Source organism: Streptomonospora sediminis, assembly GCF_054778995.1.
Genome location: NZ_BAAGYZ010000005.1, coordinates 307,684 through 321,976, shown reverse-complemented (window position 1 = coordinate 321,976; position 14,293 = coordinate 307,684). Strand labels below are relative to the sequence as shown.

General features: G+C 71.6%; 15 protein-coding genes. 7 read left to right on the top strand and 8 right to left on the bottom strand.

The annotated features are described in order from the left end of the window. Nucleotides 1-60 precede the first annotated feature (60 nt). From meaB to ACYVD5_RS02040, 4 genes are all read left to right on the top strand, one after another. Nucleotides 61-1,158 (top strand): methylmalonyl Co-A mutase-associated GTPase MeaB, encoded by a 1,098-nt coding sequence (gene meaB / locus ACYVD5_RS02055; RefSeq protein WP_460999116.1) that lies wholly within the window; start codon nt 61-63, stop codon nt 1,156-1,158. Nucleotides 1,159-1,468: 310 nt separating this feature from the next. Further along, nucleotides 1,469-1,840, top strand: a complete 372-nt coding sequence (locus ACYVD5_RS02050) for an STAS domain-containing protein (protein ID WP_460999115.1) — start codon at nt 1,469-1,471, stop codon at nt 1,838-1,840. A gap of 117 nt (nt 1,841-1,957) precedes the next feature. Then, nucleotides 1,958-2,596 (top strand): class I SAM-dependent methyltransferase, encoded by a 639-nt coding sequence (locus tag ACYVD5_RS02045; protein WP_460999114.1) that lies wholly within the window; start codon nt 1,958-1,960, stop codon nt 2,594-2,596. 40 nt (nt 2,597-2,636) lie between these two features. Then, a complete protein-coding gene (locus ACYVD5_RS02040; protein ID WP_460999113.1) occupies nt 2,637-3,107 on the top strand; it encodes an NUDIX hydrolase in 471 nt (156 codons plus the stop codon). 170 nt (nt 3,108-3,277) lie between these two features. Here the strand turns inward: ACYVD5_RS02040 and ACYVD5_RS02035 are convergent, their stop codons facing one another. Then, nucleotides 3,278-3,553: a DUF6504 family protein gene (locus ACYVD5_RS02035; protein ID WP_460999112.1), complete on the bottom strand. Its 276-nt coding sequence runs from the start codon at nt 3,551-3,553 to the stop codon at nt 3,278-3,280. Between the two features lie 591 nt (nt 3,554-4,144). On the opposite strand from ACYVD5_RS02035, the gene ACYVD5_RS02030 reads away from it, so the two are divergent. Beyond that, the gene (locus tag ACYVD5_RS02030; RefSeq protein ID WP_460999111.1) at nt 4,145-4,789 is read left to right on the top strand and encodes a TetR/AcrR family transcriptional regulator; all 645 of its coding nucleotides are present in this window, start codon (nt 4,145-4,147) and stop codon (nt 4,787-4,789) included. Between the two features lie 19 nt (nt 4,790-4,808). On the opposite strand, the gene ACYVD5_RS02025 is transcribed toward ACYVD5_RS02030, so the two are convergent. The 3 genes from ACYVD5_RS02025 to ACYVD5_RS02015 all read right to left on the bottom strand — a co-directional run bounded on the left by ACYVD5_RS02025 (nt 4,809) and on the right by ACYVD5_RS02015 (nt 7,983). Continuing rightward, a complete protein-coding gene (locus ACYVD5_RS02025; RefSeq protein WP_460999110.1) occupies nt 4,809-5,813 on the bottom strand; it encodes a M48 family metallopeptidase in 1,005 nt (334 codons plus the stop codon). Between the two features lie 262 nt (nt 5,814-6,075). Next, nucleotides 6,076-6,942: a DivIVA domain-containing protein gene (locus ACYVD5_RS02020; protein ID WP_460999109.1), complete on the bottom strand. Its 867-nt coding sequence runs from the start codon at nt 6,940-6,942 to the stop codon at nt 6,076-6,078. 120 nt (nt 6,943-7,062) lie between these two features. After that, nucleotides 7,063-7,983 (bottom strand): N-acetylmuramoyl-L-alanine amidase, encoded by a 921-nt coding sequence (locus tag ACYVD5_RS02015; RefSeq protein ID WP_460999108.1) that lies wholly within the window; start codon nt 7,981-7,983, stop codon nt 7,063-7,065. Nucleotides 7,984-8,158: 175 nt separating this feature from the next. Here ACYVD5_RS02015 and ACYVD5_RS02010 point away from each other — a divergent pair, with 175 nt between their 5' ends. Beyond that, nucleotides 8,159-8,518 (top strand): YkvA family protein, encoded by a 360-nt coding sequence (locus ACYVD5_RS02010; RefSeq protein ID WP_460999107.1) that lies wholly within the window; start codon nt 8,159-8,161, stop codon nt 8,516-8,518. A gap of 183 nt (nt 8,519-8,701) precedes the next feature. Here ACYVD5_RS02010 and ACYVD5_RS02005 read toward each other — a convergent pair whose 3' ends face one another. The 3 genes from ACYVD5_RS02005 to ACYVD5_RS01995 all read right to left on the bottom strand — a co-directional run bounded on the left by ACYVD5_RS02005 (nt 8,702) and on the right by ACYVD5_RS01995 (nt 12,170). Continuing rightward, on the bottom strand, nt 8,702-10,003 hold the full coding sequence (locus ACYVD5_RS02005; protein ID WP_460999106.1) for an ROK family protein: 1,302 nt from the start codon (nt 10,001-10,003) through the stop codon (nt 8,702-8,704). Between the two features lie 362 nt (nt 10,004-10,365). Continuing rightward, nucleotides 10,366-10,569 (bottom strand): developmental transcriptional regulator BldC, encoded by a 204-nt coding sequence (bldC, locus tag ACYVD5_RS02000; protein WP_017621302.1) that lies wholly within the window; start codon nt 10,567-10,569, stop codon nt 10,366-10,368. Between the two features lie 686 nt (nt 10,570-11,255). Further along, a complete protein-coding gene (locus ACYVD5_RS01995) occupies nt 11,256-12,170 on the bottom strand; it encodes a hypothetical protein (protein WP_460999105.1) in 915 nt (304 codons plus the stop codon). A gap of 430 nt (nt 12,171-12,600) precedes the next feature. Here ACYVD5_RS01995 and ACYVD5_RS01990 point away from each other — a divergent pair, with 430 nt between their 5' ends. Continuing rightward, the gene (locus ACYVD5_RS01990; RefSeq protein WP_460999104.1) at nt 12,601-12,861 is read left to right on the top strand and encodes a DUF3073 domain-containing protein; all 261 of its coding nucleotides are present in this window, start codon (nt 12,601-12,603) and stop codon (nt 12,859-12,861) included. Between the two features lie 170 nt (nt 12,862-13,031). Here the strand turns inward: ACYVD5_RS01990 and purM are convergent, their stop codons facing one another. Further along, nucleotides 13,032-14,087, bottom strand: coding sequence for a phosphoribosylformylglycinamidine cyclo-ligase (gene purM / locus ACYVD5_RS01985; RefSeq protein WP_460999103.1), 1,056 nt, complete (start codon nt 14,085-14,087; stop codon nt 13,032-13,034). Between the last annotated feature and the right edge of the window lie 206 nt (nt 14,088-14,293).

Below are 14,293 nucleotides of genomic sequence, written 5' to 3'. Positions count from 1 at the left end.
GGCACCCGCCCCGCCGCCGATCCCGCTGCCGACCCTGCCGCCGCACACCCCGGAATCCGGATGAGCCGCCGCCCGATCGACATCGACGCCTACACCGAGGGGGTGCTGGCCGGGCACCGGCCCACCTTGGCCCGCGCCATCACCCTGGTCGAATCCCGCCGGCCCGACCACGCCGAACTCGCCCAGCAGCTGCTCGTGCGGTTGCTGCCGCACGCCGGCCGCGCGCAGCGCGTGGGCATCACCGGTGTTCCGGGCGTGGGCAAGTCCACGTTCATCGACAGCCTGGGCACCCGGCTGACCGCAGCCGGCCACCGGGTGGCGGTGCTGGCGGTCGACCCTTCCTCCACCCGCAGCGGCGGCAGCATCCTCGGCGACAAAACCCGCATGGCCCGGCTCGCGGTCGATCCGCAGGCGTTCGTGCGGCCCTCGCCCACGGCGGGCACGCTGGGCGGGGTGGCCCGCGCCACCCGCGAAACCATGGTGCTGATGGAGGCTGCCGGATTCGGCGTCGTGCTGGTCGAGACCGTGGGGGTGGGCCAGTCCGAGGTCGCGGTCGCCAACATGGTCGACTGCTTCTGCCTGCTGACCCTGGCGCGCACCGGCGACCAGTTGCAGGGCATCAAAAAGGGCGTGCTGGAGCTCGTCGACCTGGTGGCCGTGAACAAGGCCGACGGCCAGCACGGGGCCGATGCCCGCAAGGCCGCCCGCGAGCTGGCCCGCGCGCTGCGGCTGCTGCAGCCCGCACACCCGGCGTGGCGTCCGCCCGTGCTGACCTGCAGCGGCCTCACCGGCGACGGCCTCGACGACCTCTGGCAGCGCATCCTCGACCACCGCAGCGCGCTTGAGGACGCCGGTGAGCTCGCCGAACGCCGCAGCCGCCAACAGGTCGACTGGATGTGGGCGCAGGTGCGCGACCGCCTCATGGACTCCCTGCTGGCGCACCCGCGCGTGCGCGAGGACACACCGCGGCTTGAGGCCCGTGTCCGCTCCGGCGAGCTCACCGCCACCCTGGCCGCTGAGCAGATCCTCGCCGAGTTCGCCGGCGGCGGCACCGGGTCGGCCGGCGGCGACCCCGCCGGCCCGCCCACCGGCCGGGGCGCCGCCCCGAACGATTCGGGCGAAGGGCGCGATTCATCACAGGCGCCGGAATCCCGCTGACACGGCGGTGGACGCCCGCAGTGAAACAGACCACAATGGTGGCGGGTCTGGAGCGCCCGCATGTGGAGAAAATACTTCCGCGACGGCATTCCCGGCGGGCCGCAGGCCTAATACCGTATGTGGTCACAGACTTACGGGAGCAGGGGGTCGGCGCCCACGGCCCCCGTTCACCGGCGCCGGCCGCTCCGCAGCCCGCCCGCACAGGCCGCCGCCGCAAGGGAACGCGGATGGACCCCTACCGAAATCCGCTGTTTTCCGTAGGGTGAGCAAGGGGACCCCTCATCGACACGTGGGGCTGGGAGGAGTGAACGTGCACAGGCTTGGGCTGAGCACCCGGGTCGATCACCACAGCGTGATCGTGAGCATCGAGGGCGACCTCGACATCGCGACCGCCGACGACCTCCACGAGCATGTCCTATCCGCCATCGACAAGCACGGGCCGTGGTTGATCCTCGACCTGACGGGGCTGGAGTTCATGGACTCCAGCGGCCTGAACGTCGTCATCAGCGCTTACCGTGCCGTCAAGGAGCACGGTGGCAGCCTTGCGCTGGCCGCACCGAACGAGCGGGTGACCAAGGTCGTCCGCCTTGTCGGACTGCACCGGCAGGTTCCGGTCCACAACTCCGTTTCGGCGGCGGTCAACGCCATGGAACTGCTCGAAAGCAAGCAGCAGGCGGGCTGATCCAGCCCGGCCCATGGCCGACCGCGCTGCGGTGTGCTGCGGCGCCCCGGTCATCCGGGGCGGCCGCGGTGCCCCGCGATCCGATACCCGTCCTGCGCCTGACTCGGAGCCTTTGGCGTGGACCTGTCGTGGAACCACAATGTCCACTACCACGAGCACCTACTGCGGCATGTGCCCGGCCACTGCGTGCGCGCCCTCGACATCGGCTGCGGCGCCGGGCGCTTCGCCCGCCGCCTCGCCGGGGTCTCGGCCCGGGTCGAGGCGATCGACCCCGACCCCGCCATGATCGGGCAGGCCCGCCGGCGCACCCCGCGGCGGCTTGGCATCCGTTACGCCCGCACGGCGTTGGCCGACTACGGGATCGCGCCGGGCACCTACGATTTCATCTCCGCGATCGCCTGCCTGCACCACATGGATTTCGCCGAGTCGGCGCGCGCCCTGGCCCGCGGCCTTGCTCCCGGCGGTGTGCTCGCGGTTCTCGGCCTCTACCGCGAGCAGACCGCAGCCGACCACGCCACCAGCGCTGCCGCCTTGGTACCGCAGTGGGCGATCGGCGCGGGGTTGTATGCCGCCCGCGCCGTCACCGGGATCAGCGATCCCTCGCCTGCGCGGCAGCCGGGCATGCCGGTGCGCGAACCCGCGATGGGCCTGCGCGAGGTCCGCGCTTCCGCTGAGCAGGAGCTGCCCGGAGCCCGCGTGCGGCGCCTGCTTTTCTGGCGGTTCTCGCTGGTTTACGTGCGCCCCGTCACGGTCTGAGGCCGGGCGCGGGTTCGGGCGCATGGGTAATGTCGGTGCCATGCCCACACCCGAATTCATCCTGCGCCTGCGCAAGCACGTGGGCCACGACCTGATCTGGCTGACCGGTGTGACGGGCGTGGTCATCGCGGAATCGGGTGAGGTGCTGCTGCACCGCCGCGCTGACGACGGTTCTTGGAGCACCCCCGGCGGCATCCTGGAGCCCGGCGAGCAGCCTGCCGCCGCGCTGGTGCGCGAGGTCGCCGAGGAGACCGGTGTCGATGTGGTGCCCGAACGGGTCGCCAGTGTTGTCACCGAGCCGCCGTTCACCTACGAGAACGGCGACCGGGTGCAGTTCCTCGACATCACGTTCCGCTGCCGCCCGGTGGGCGGACACGCCCGGCCCGACTACGAGGAGTCGCTGGAAGTCGGCTGGTTCGCCCCCGACCGCCTGCCGCCGATGAACGAGCGGATCATGCGCCGCATCGGCCACGCCCGCCAAGAGGGTGCCGCTTTTTACGAGGAGCCCTAAGCCCTGGTCGATCGGGGCTGCCCGCATGCCGCGGGCGGCCGGGGCGGGCGGCCGACCCTGCGGAAATGCCCAAAAAATCAAAGCTGAGATGGGCATTCCTGCAGATCGTCAACGGAAAACCGACATAACGGGCGCACGGGCGGCGGGCGGGCCGGACGCGGGTGGCGGGATCAGGCCCACAGGCGGCGCATGGTCCAGTGGCCGGTGGAGTTGTCGCAGGTGATATCGGCGATGCTGAGGTCGCCGTCCTGGGATTCGGCGGCAACGCGGACCAGCCGCACATCGGTGGCCGTGGCCTGCCCGCCGCGGGGCGCGGGATCGTCGCCCGGGCTGGCCCAGGAACCGATGATGCGCCGTATGCGGTAGGTGCGGTCGCGCCAGGCAAAAAATGCCGGGTGGCCGCCGGTGGTCGATCTGACGTCGATCCGTTCGTTGTAGAGACTCACCCGGCCACTGTATCGAACAAGTGTTCGAGTTCGCATGGGGTGTGGAAAACCCGTGTCGCCCGCATCCGGCGACCCGGCCATCCACCGGCCAGGACGTGACCAGCGCGCACACGGTCCGCCTGGGCCGCGCGGTCCCCGGTTCGGAACCGCCGCCGCGGCGCCGGCGGCACGTGCCGCCGACAGGACCGCCGCCGAGTACCGGCGAGTGCCGGGGAATGCCGGCGAACACTGCCAGTGCGTCCGGCTAGGCGTATCCGGCATGCCTGCGCACGCGACCGGCCGGTATCCGCGGGCGCGCGGCCCGCGGCGGACGCACCGCACACCCTACGGGTAGCGTCGGCTCCGCCGCCGGTGCGTGCACCGCTGTGCCCCGGTTCGGTGCGTGCCGAAACCCTGGTGACCTGCGAGTGTTCCGCCGCACCCCGCCGCCCGGATGTTCCGGCGGCGACGGCCGTTCGGCGTGTCGCGCGATGGTGCCCGCGGGGCCGCAGTCGCCGCGGAGCCCGATCCGGCACCGAGCGGCCGGCCGGTCCGTATACCTATGCTGGAAGCGGCTGTTACAAAGCCGCAGACCGGAAGACGGGACGACGCATGCAGAAGACGGACGGCCGACAGGACTCGGCCACCGCGCCCGACCGCAGGCTCGCGGTTCCCGACCGGCTGCTCTCGGCCGCCACCCGGCTCTTCGCCGAACAGGGCTTTGAACGGACCTCCGTGCAGGAGCTGGTTGCGGCCGCCGGGGTCACCAAGGGGGCGATGTACCACTACTTCGCCTCAAAGGACGATCTGCTGTTCGCGGTCTACCAACGCGTGCTGTCGATGCAGATGGACCGGTTGAACGGGTTCGCCGACGCTGAAGGGCCCGTGCAAGAGCGGCTGCGGCAGGCGGCGGTCGACGTCGTGCACACCACTGTGGAAAACCTCGACGACACCCGGATCTTCTTCCGGTCCCTGCACATGCTTTCGGCCGACCGCCGGGCCGCCGTGCGCAAGGAGCGCCGCAAGTACCACGAGCGTTTCCGCGGGCTGATCGAAGAGGGCCGGAGCGAGGGCGTGTTCCGCACCGACGTGCCCGCCGACCTCGCCGTCACCCAGTTCTTCGGCGCCGTGCACCATCTCAGCACCTGGTACCACGCCGAGGGCGAACTCAGCGGTGCCGACGTGGGCGCCTACTTCGCCGACCTGTTCCTTGCGGGCCTGCGCCCCGATGCCCGGCCCCGGCCGCAGAGCCCGTAGCCCGGTGGCGGAGCAAAGGTCACAGGAACACCTGCCCGGGCCGCGTGCGGTCGCGGATCGCGGCCATGCGCCTGGTATTCGAGGGGCGGCTGGACAGCAGGTTGTACAGGAACAGGAACGGCCCGCGGTCGGTGCGCGCCCGCTCGGCCATCTCGCTCATGTTCACCTGCGGATAGAGGTGCCCGCCGCCGGCCAGCAGGCGGACGGCGTGCACGCCTTCGGGGCAGTGCGCGTGTGCATGGTTGTCGGCGGTGTACTCCATCGCCCGGGATAGCGAGGCGCCGAGCACGGGCACCAGCCGGCCCGCCGCCGTTCCGGCGCGCAGCAGGTAGGACGTGTGGCCGGCTGCAATGTGGCCCAGCTGGTGGGCGACCAGGAAGCGCAGCGCCGCGGGATCGCGCAGGCTGCCGCCGAATTCGAACAGGTCGCTGGAGATGACGATGTAGCTGCGGGTTCCGTGCCCGGACGCCCAGGCCCGCAGGCGGCCGGTGCTGGGGCACACGTAGGCGTCCGGTGCGCTGCTCAGCCCCATTTGCGCGCTCATGCGGCGGATGGCGTGTTCGGCCTCGGGGAACTGGGTCGGGGAGATGCGGACCGACTGCGCCCGCTGTTCGGCGAGGAGCAGGCCGCGCCTGACCCAGCAGCCGCCCGGGAGCCCGGCGAGCACGAGCGCGGCCACCCACCACGCCATGCCCTCGGCCGTCAACAGGGTGTGCACGGCCAGCGCGAGCACGCAGGCGGTCACCGCGAACGCGGCCGCAGTGAGCGGCCACTCCCATGGGTTCCGCGCGACCGATAGGGGCTCGGTCAGCACCGTGCCGTCGGTTTCCGGACCGGTTCCCGCGGCGCCCGGCGCCCGGCGCAGCGGTGCGCGCCCGGGGCCCGCCGCCCGGGACGCGCGCAATTCCGGTTCCCGGCGCCGCTGCGCAGCGGAGGCCCTTCCGGCGGCCGAGCGCGGCCGGACCGGGCTCCGATGCGGTGGGAGGCGGCGCTGGCCGTCGTTGGAGGCCGTCGTGTGCGTCATGGTGCTGCCCTCCTCCGTGCCGCCGTTGCGGCCCGCGACACGCATCTGCACGTCAAGTTATCGCATATTACTTTCCGTATCGGATGGAACTCGCGGAAATTTGAGCGTGTCCGTAGGTCGCGGCCTTTCGGTACAACCGTTTTCGCGACGGACAGCGCGGGGGCGGCGCGGGACACACACGCAGGCGGCCCGGCGGGAGCGCGGCGGGTCCGCGCCCACCGCCGGAGTGCACCCGGCTTCGGCCACCGGGTACCCGCCGGGGCTACCGGTGCCCCTGGGTCTCCTCGTAGTACCGGAACTCTTCGGCGAGGAAATCCAGGAACGCGTCGACCTGCGCGGGGTCATAGCCCGGCCTGGCCCGCGTCGTCGAGAACCGGGCGCGGTCGACCTCGGCGGCGGTCAACGCGGCGCGCTCGTGCATGCCGTGCATCAACGCCTCCAGGGTGGCCTCGGCGGTGTCCAGGAACGCGTCGACCTCGTCCTCGTTGTAGCCGGTGGTGAGCCGGGTGGTGGAGAACTGCTGGTTGCGGATGTCCTCGGGCCGCAGCGGCCGCCGTCCGTTCCGCGCCGAGGGCGGCGGGCCGGCCGGCGGAGGCGGGGGCGGGGGACCGACCGTGCCGGGGTGCGGGTGGGGCGGTGGCCCTCCGGCTGGTCCGGGCGCACCGGGTGGTCCGGGCGCAACACCATGCCGGGGTGGCCCGGAACCGCCGCCCGGGCGGGAAGCGGCGGGAGGACCGGGATGCCCTGCGGGCCCGGGTGCGCCGGGCGGGTGCGGTCCGCCGGGCGGCGTCATGGTGTGCGGGGGCTGCGGTTGGGCGGGGTGGTGCCTCGGCCAGTACGCGTCGGCGGCGCTGTCGAGCCCGTGCTGGCGCAGTTCGGCCGCGACCACGTCGAGAAAGGCGTCGACCTCGTCCTCGTCGTAGCCCGAACTCAGCCGCGTGGTCCGGAACTTCGAGCCCTCGACCTCGGCGGCCGTCAACGGCGCCCCGGTGCGGGGGCCGCCCTGGAGGCCCGCGAGCGTGGCCTCGACCCGGTCGAGCAGTGCGTCGACGTCGTCCTCGTTGTACCCGGGGCGGAGGCGCACCGTGTTGAACCGCTTGTTTCGTATATCAGCCGGATTCAGAGGCATGGCTACATTGTGCCGATTCCGTGCTGGGGTGTGGGCAAAGAATCGGAGCCGGCCGCGCCGCGGGGTTGGGGCAACCTGCGCCCGGCCGCGCCCGATCCGCCCAGTATGCCGGGCCGGCGGTCACCCGCCGGTGCCGTCCGCACCGCCGCCGTCCCCCGCCTTCCCCGTTGTCAGGAAACGGGTGAGTCCCGAGGCGATGGACTCGGCCGCCTTCTCGCGCCAGTCGGGGTCGGCGAACTGTTCGGCGTCCGTGCTGTTGCTCATGTTCCCGGCTTCCAGGAACACCTTGGGGACGTCGGAGAGGTTCAGCCCGCCCAGGTCGGTGCGCACATCCAGGCCCTCGTCGGCGATGTAATCCGCCCGCGGCTGGCCGGTGCCCTCGGCGAACTCTGCGCGCAGGTCCAGGGCCAGGCGGTGCGAGGGCTCGGCGATGTCGTCGGTATAGCCGTCCAGCTCGCCCGGGGCGATGATGTGGAAGCCGCGCCCGCTGGGCGGCCCGCCGTCGGCGTGGATGGAGATCGCGGCGTCGGCGCCGGCCTCGTTGCCGATCTCGGCGCGTTCGGTGATGCAGGGGCCGACGCCCTTGTTGTCCTCGCGGGTGAGCACGACCTCGGCGCCGTCCTCGGCCAAGCGGTCGCGCAGCCGCTTGGCGACGTCCCAGTTGAAGGCGTGCTCGGAGTAGCCGTCGTCGGTCTCGGCGCCGACGGTATCGCAGGCCTTGCTTCCGTGCCCGGCTTCGACGAGTTCGCTGATGGTGTCGGGGGCATCGGCGTTGCCGCCGTTGTGTCCGGGGTCGATGGCGATCGTCTTGCCTGCCAGCGGCCCCTCTGACGTGTCTGACGTGTCGGGTTCGCCACCGCCGCCGGAGCCGTCGGTTGCCGAGGCTCGGGGGGTGCCGGGGTCGCCGGGTGCGGGAGCTGCGGAAGGGGCGGGTGCGCCGCCTCCGCCCACCGCACTGCAAGCGCTGAGGGCGAGGACCGCCGCCGCGGTGAGGGGGGCGATCCGCGGCATCATCCCCAGTACGCCGGTTCTGGTGCGCATGATGGTCTACGGGTCCTTGCCTTCGGGGGCGGGGCGCAGACCAACCTAGCCTGTCCGAGGAACCTTTGCCGCTTTGGTCGCGTCATATCGTGAGTAGTACGGAGATCCGACCCTGCCGCGCGGGTCCGCCGCGTCGGCCGGATCTCCGAGCCACACGGATGCCGAGGTGAAGTCAATGCGCAAGAGCAATCGCGCCGCCGCCGGTGCCGCGGCGTGGCAGGCCGTGCACAGCAGTTCCGGGCCGGGTTCTCCGGGCGTGTGGGAGCGCGTTTCGGCGCTGCCGCGCCTGCTCGGGTCGCGCCTGCGCGGGAATTACGACGGCCTGACCGCACCGCGGCTGGTGATGTTCGTCCTGGCGATCGCCTATATCGCCTCACCCATCGACCTTGTTCCCGAGCTGTTCATCCCCGTGCTGGGCCTGGCCGACGATGTCGGGGTGGCGGTCTGGCTCGCCACCGGCCTAATGGGCGAGGCGGAGCGCTACCTGCAATGGGAGCAGCGCGACGGCTACGTGCAGGGGCACGTCGTCTCCTAGTTTCCCAACGTTTCCCAACCCGCCCGTCCGAACCGGCGGCCCGCGGCTCCCAGCGGGTTTCCAAGCCTTACCGGGCCTGCCGCCCGCAACCTCCACCGGGCCGCAACCTCCGACCCGGTGCCCGCAACGCGGTCGCCCGCTCGCGCCGACGCGCGGGCGAGCGCCCGCGCCGGCGGCATGCGGTCAGGTGCGGGACGGGCCTTCGTCAGCGGCGGCATGTTCCTGCTCCCGCTCCTGCTCCTGCTGCGGCGGGGGCAGCGGCAGCCGGCCGCTCTCCATTGCGTCGATCATCGCCATGGCGCCGCCCCGCGCCGCCGCGCTCAGGCCGAGCTCGGAGGTATCGACCACGCAGTTGCCCGCGTCGGGCGCGAAGGCGAGTTCGCGTACCGCCGCCCGGCAGGAGGACAGCAGCCACGGCGCCAGCGGTACGAAGTAGCCGCCCAGCACGACCGCGCCGGGGTTGACCAAGTTGACCAGCATCGCCGCGCCCCGCCCCAGCCAGGTGCCGGCCCCGTGCAGGGCCTCGACGGCGGCCGGGTCGCCGGCGGTGGCGCGTTCGACCGCCGTGCCCACCAGCCCGCCGACACCGGCGCGGGCGGGTGTGCCGTCGGGGAAGCGGTCGGGCAGTGCCGCGCGCAGGATGGCCTCGATTCCGGCCAGCGCCTCAAGGCACCCGCGGCGGCCGCAACCGCACAGCGGGCCGTGGTCGAGCATGTGCACGTGGCCGATCTCGCCGGCGAACCCGGCGGAGCCGCGCAGCAGTTCGCCGTTGGTGAGCACGCCCGCGCCGATGCCGACCTCGCCGGTGATGTAGACGAGGTCGCCGGTGCGGGCGAGGTGGCCGCTGCGGTATTCGGCGACCGCGCCGAGGTTGGCGTCGTTGTCGACGAGGACGGGCATCGGTGCCAGGTCGGCCGCGGTCATCAGTTCCTGCAGCCGGCTGCGCAGGGGAGTCCCGCGCCAGGCGAGGTTGGGCGCCCGGGTGACGACCCCGGACGGGGAGTCGACCAGACCGGGGACCGCGACGCTGAGCCCGATGACGGTGCGGTGGCGCAGTGCGGGATCGGCCACCACGGATTCCACGGCCGCGACGATGCGGCGGGCGCAGGAGTCGGGCCCGGCCGATCGGGCGTCGAAGGCGATGTGGCGGGTGACCAGGTCGCGTTCGAGCAGGTCCACGGCGACCACCGACAGGTAGTCGACGTTCACCTCAACACCGATCGCGGCGATGGTGAGGTCGTCGAGTGCGAGCATCACGCCGGGCCGGCCGACCCGGCGTTCAGCGGATTCGCCGGTTTCGCGCAGCAGGCCGCGGGCGATGAGGTCGGCGACGAGGCTGGACACGGTCGTCTTGTTCAGCCCGGTGGCGGCTGCCACGGTTGCGCGCGAGCAGGGGGCGCGGGTGCGGACCGCCCGCAGGACCACCCCCAGGTTGGTCTCGCGCACGTCGTGGAATCCGGTCGGGCCGGCGCGCATGTCCCTCATGTCGCTTCCCTCCCGGCGTGTGTCGGCCCGCGTGGCCGGGCGCTGGCGCCCACTGTGTGCGGCGTTGCGGAGCGGCGCTTCGCCGGTTCCTCCGTGAACATACCGACAGCGGGGGTCCGGCGGCAAAGCCTGCCACCCCGGTACAGCAGGGACGATGCAGGGTCGGGCCGCGCCGGGTGCGGTCCGGGGCTGGACCGCACCCGGCGGCGGCGGTGTGCGGTGCCGAGCGGGGGCGCCGATGCGGAAAGCGGAAAACCGAAGATTGAGAAGGGCGGGCCGCCCGGCGGCCCGCCCTCAGATGGCAGGGAGTGGCTGCGCGCCCCCCGCCCGGTCCCCCCGGAAACGGCACAAGCCGGGGGAGATCACTCCGAGCGCTGGTTGGGGATACCAGCCAGCAGAGCGCGAACCTCGGTCTCGCGGTAGCGGCGGTGGCCACCCAGAGTCCGAATCGAGGTCAGCTTGCCCGCCTTAGCCCAGCGCGTGACGGTTTTGGGGTCCACGCGGAACATGGTGGCAACCTCGGCAGGGGTCAACAGGGGCTCCGCCTCGGGCGTGCGAGTTGACATGTGTACGGCCTCTCCTCCTGGATCTGTGTGCCGATCCTGAGCCTTATCCTGGCACTTGGCCCGGATGTCCAATATTGCCCTCGTAGGTCTATATTGGCATCACCCGAGGTGATTACGCGACCACTTACCGCGACTTTGTCGGATGGGAGGTCCCAAAGTCGCCCATGCGTCGCGTCACGCTGAGTGATTCTAGCGACACGTTTAGTGGCATGTGGCGTATTCGGTCAAAACTTCGTTCTCCGGCCCTGTTTTTCTCGATCCGGTGGACCGGAAGTGTTAGAGACGGCCGGACTGAAACCCGTGCGGCGAGCTGCGGCGGAAGCCGAAAGCCCGGTCCTGGCCAGGTCTTTCGCGCGTGCGGGCCGCGCGATCGAGGTACATGTCTTTTCTCATCGACGGCTCTCCTGTGTCACGTACATCCTCGGCGTGGCCCGGGTTTCCGGTTACGCAGAGTGCAGTCGGTGACCGGCTCAACACAGTGTATGTCGATCTCTATGGACTGGTATGCCCAGTTTCGACAAAGTTGATGCCAACTGTGAAGGTCGTCCGGACATATCCGCCTGTCAGAAAGCGATGGCACGACCGCGCTGGGTAAGAAACCTGGCCGCCAGGTTGGCGTTCGGCGTGGCGTGGGAGCGCGGTGGGGATGAAACACCCCCGCGATTCAGGTGGGGAAGCCGTGACCCTCAGTTGGCGTGTTCAAGGGCCTGGATCTCCTTCCAGCGGCCCGTGACCCGCTGGTACATCGCCGAGGTCAGCTCCTGCTGGCCGGTCTCAAGGCCGGTGAGGGCCGCCGACACCTCGGCGACCGACTGGTCCTGGCGCAGCCGCTCGTCGTCGACCAGGTGCACCAGGCCCCCGTAGTCGAGCTCCAGCAGCGCACTGGGATGGGCCACGCCCAGCAGCCAGTCCTCCAGCTGTTCGGCCGACGACAGCGCCGGGCTGTCGCCCACGTGCTCGCGCAGGATGGCGATCGTGCGCTCCAGGCGGCGGCGGGCGTCGGGCATGCGGGCCACGTACAGCAGCGCCCGGGGCGCGGCCGCCGACCCGCCGCCGGCCGGGTGGCAGGCCCGGGCGCCGTGCGCAGGGTCCGAGCGGGCGGCCTCGGCGGTCTCGTGTTCGTCGCCCAGCACCAGGCAGCGCTCATCGGAGTCGAAGGCCGCGAACCACGGCAGCGGTACCGTCCAGGTGCTGGTGAGGATCTGGGTGCGCATCGGCTCGCCGCGCTCGCGCCACCGCTCGAAGCGGTCCTCGGCGGCCGCGGCCACCCCTTCGGGCATGAAGGCGGTGCTCAGCCGCACCGGGGTTTCGGCGCGGAAGTCGCGTAGTCCCAACCAGGACCGCAACCGGGTCTGCCAGGGGCAGATGTAGACCTCGCCGCCCAGGCGCCGCACGTACGCGTCGCGGCTTTCGCGTTCGGGGACCGGTATGGGCGGGGTGGCCACCAGCCGGCCCAGGCTCTCGCTGTGCTCGGCGGCCACCGCGTGGCTGCGCCGGGGGCGTTGCGACGACGCGGCGTAGGCCCTCCAGTAGGCCTTTTCGCGGTTGGAGAACGCGACGAGGGGCTGGTAGACGCGCAGATAGGCGGTGTAGGGCAGCACGCACGCATAGTGGCACAGATCGCGGAGGGCGGCATGCGGAGTGGGAACACCGGTGGTGTCCCGTGCGTTGGTTGGCTATACAGGGGGTTTCCCGTCGTTCCGGTTGAACTCCGGCTCGGCCGGGAATCCTGCGACAACAACCGGGCCGCCACCGTGCCGCGTGCGGCCGGGCGGCGCGGCGGCACGGGGCGCATCGGGTGGGCGCCCGATGCCGGCGTTGCGCGCCGCTGCGGCCTCGGCCCCGCTCCAGCCGGTCGGGGTGCCTGTTAGGCGCGGGCGGCGTAGGCAGGTCCGGCCCAAACCGGGTACGGTTGTATCCGTACGTAAGCTGGCGCCTGTCGTCAGTGCGGTGACGGCCGTCAGCCCGGCATTGCGGTTTTGTTAGTGATCTGGGGTTTGTCCGAACCCAATCGTTGAGGGGGTCGAGCCAATGGGGCGCGGCCGAGCCAAGGCCAAGCAGCAGAAGGTCGCTCGGAGGCTGAAGTACGACTCCGGCCACACCGACCTTGAGCAGCTACGGGCAGAGCTGGGTGTCGCTGAGGATGAGGGGGCGGCGGCGGAAACGCCGGAGCAGCCCTACGAAGACCCTTACGACGACCTGGTCGACCGATATGCGGATCTTGCCGAGGAGTACCCGAGCGGCGGCAAGCCGGCGGAGGAAGAGTCCGATCGTTCGGACAGCCTTCGCTGATCCGCCGTTCTGGTTCGCCGGAAATCTGCGCCATCCGCATGACCGGGTTTGCTGAACCCGCTGATACGCATGCTGTACACACGATGTAATCAGTGCATTGAAACATAGCCGGTTCGCGCCGCTTCGGTGGCGCGAACCGGCTATGTTTGCGCCCTTGCTCTTGCCCGGCCTCAGGCGTAGGCACCGTCAAGGCGCGCATCCCCGGTGCCGGCCACGATCGTGCCTGCGGTCCAAGCGGGCACTCCCCGCTCGTTGAGCTGGGCCAGCGCCGCGTCGACCGAATTTGCGGGCACGATGGCGGCCATGCCCACCCCCATGTTGAACGTCGCCTCCATGTCGGCTTGGGCCACGGCGCCGCGCTCGGCGACGAACGAGAACACCGCCGGCGGCGTCCAGGTGGTGCGGTCCACAACGGCGTCGAGGCCCTCGGGCAGCGACCGCGCGAGGTTGGCCGCCAGTCCGCCCCCGGTGATGTGGGCGAAGGCGTGCACGTCGGTCGCCGCCGCCAGCTCCAGGCAGTCCCGGGCATAGATGCGGGTGGGCGCCAGCAGCTCCTCGCCCAGTGCGGTGCCGAACTCGGGCACGCGGGTGTCGAGCCGCAGCCCCGCCTCGTCGATGATGCGGCGCACCAGCGAGTACCCGTTGGAGTGCAGGCCCGAGGAGGCCATCGCGATGACGGAGTCGCCTTCGCGGACCCGCTGCGGGCCGAGTACCGCGTCCTCTTCGACGACCCCGGTGCCCGCGCCGGCCAGGTCGTACTCGTCGGGCCGCATGGCGCCGGGGTGTTCGGCGGTCTCGCCGCCGATGAGCGAGCATCCGGCCTGGTGGCAGCCTTCGGCAATGCCCGCGACGAGTTCGGCGATGCGCTCGGGCACCACCTTGCCGCAGGCGATGTAGTCGGTCATGAACAGCGGTTCGGCGCCGCAGACCGCCAGGTCGTCGACGACCATCCCGACCAGGTCCAGGCCGATTGTGTCGTGGCGGTCGAAGCGCTGGGCGATCAGCGCCTTGGTGCCCACACCGTCGGTGGAGGTGGCCAGCAGCGGCGCACGGTATTTGGCCGTGTCGAGCCGGAACAGCCCGGCGAAACCGCTCGCGTCGGCGACCTGCTCGGGGCGGCGGGTGCGCCCGACATGCTGCTTCATCAGCGCGACCGCGCGGTCGCCGGCGTCGATGTCGACACCGGCGGCGGCGTAGGCCGGTGTGGTGTTGGCGCCCTCTGCCACGCGATACCTCTCAGCTCGTTCTCAGCTCGTTGCGGTGTTGCGGTGCTGCCGTAGTGCGGTTGGGACTGCAGTGCGGTGCGGCTGCGGTCGTGCCGTGGGGTTTGCGGTGAGGGGAAGCAGGGCGGGCCGGCCCGCGCCCGCTGCGGCGCCGCAGCGGGCGCGGAGCCGCAGCGGGCGCCGCCCCGGCGATCGGGGCGGCGGCGTGC

Bases quoted from the DNA above. Each gene is read 5' to 3' on its own strand.
- meaB (WP_460999116.1), top strand. From the start codon at position 61: ATGAGCCGCCGCCCGATCGACATCGACGCCTACACCGAGGGGGTGCTG.
- ACYVD5_RS02040 (WP_460999113.1), top strand. From the start codon at position 2,637: ATGCCCACACCCGAATTCATCCTGCGCCTGCGCAAGCACGTGGGCCAC.
- ACYVD5_RS02030 (WP_460999111.1), top strand. From the start codon at position 4,145: ATGCAGAAGACGGACGGCCGACAGGACTCGGCCACCGCGCCCGACCGC.
- ACYVD5_RS02025 (WP_460999110.1), bottom strand. From the start codon at position 5,813: ATGACGCACACGACGGCCTCCAACGACGGCCAGCGCCGCCTCCCACCG.
- ACYVD5_RS02020 (WP_460999109.1), bottom strand. From the start codon at position 6,942: ATGCCTCTGAATCCGGCTGATATACGAAACAAGCGGTTCAACACGGTG.
- ACYVD5_RS02015 (WP_460999108.1), bottom strand. From the start codon at position 7,983: ATGCGCACCAGAACCGGCGTACTGGGGATGATGCCGCGGATCGCCCCC.
- ACYVD5_RS02010 (WP_460999107.1), top strand. From the start codon at position 8,159: ATGCGCAAGAGCAATCGCGCCGCCGCCGGTGCCGCGGCGTGGCAGGCC.
- ACYVD5_RS02005 (WP_460999106.1), bottom strand. From the start codon at position 10,003: ATGAGGGACATGCGCGCCGGCCCGACCGGATTCCACGACGTGCGCGAG.
- bldC (WP_017621302.1), bottom strand. From the start codon at position 10,569: ATGTCAACTCGCACGCCCGAGGCGGAGCCCCTGTTGACCCCTGCCGAG.
- ACYVD5_RS01990 (WP_460999104.1), top strand. From the start codon at position 12,601: ATGGGGCGCGGCCGAGCCAAGGCCAAGCAGCAGAAGGTCGCTCGGAGG.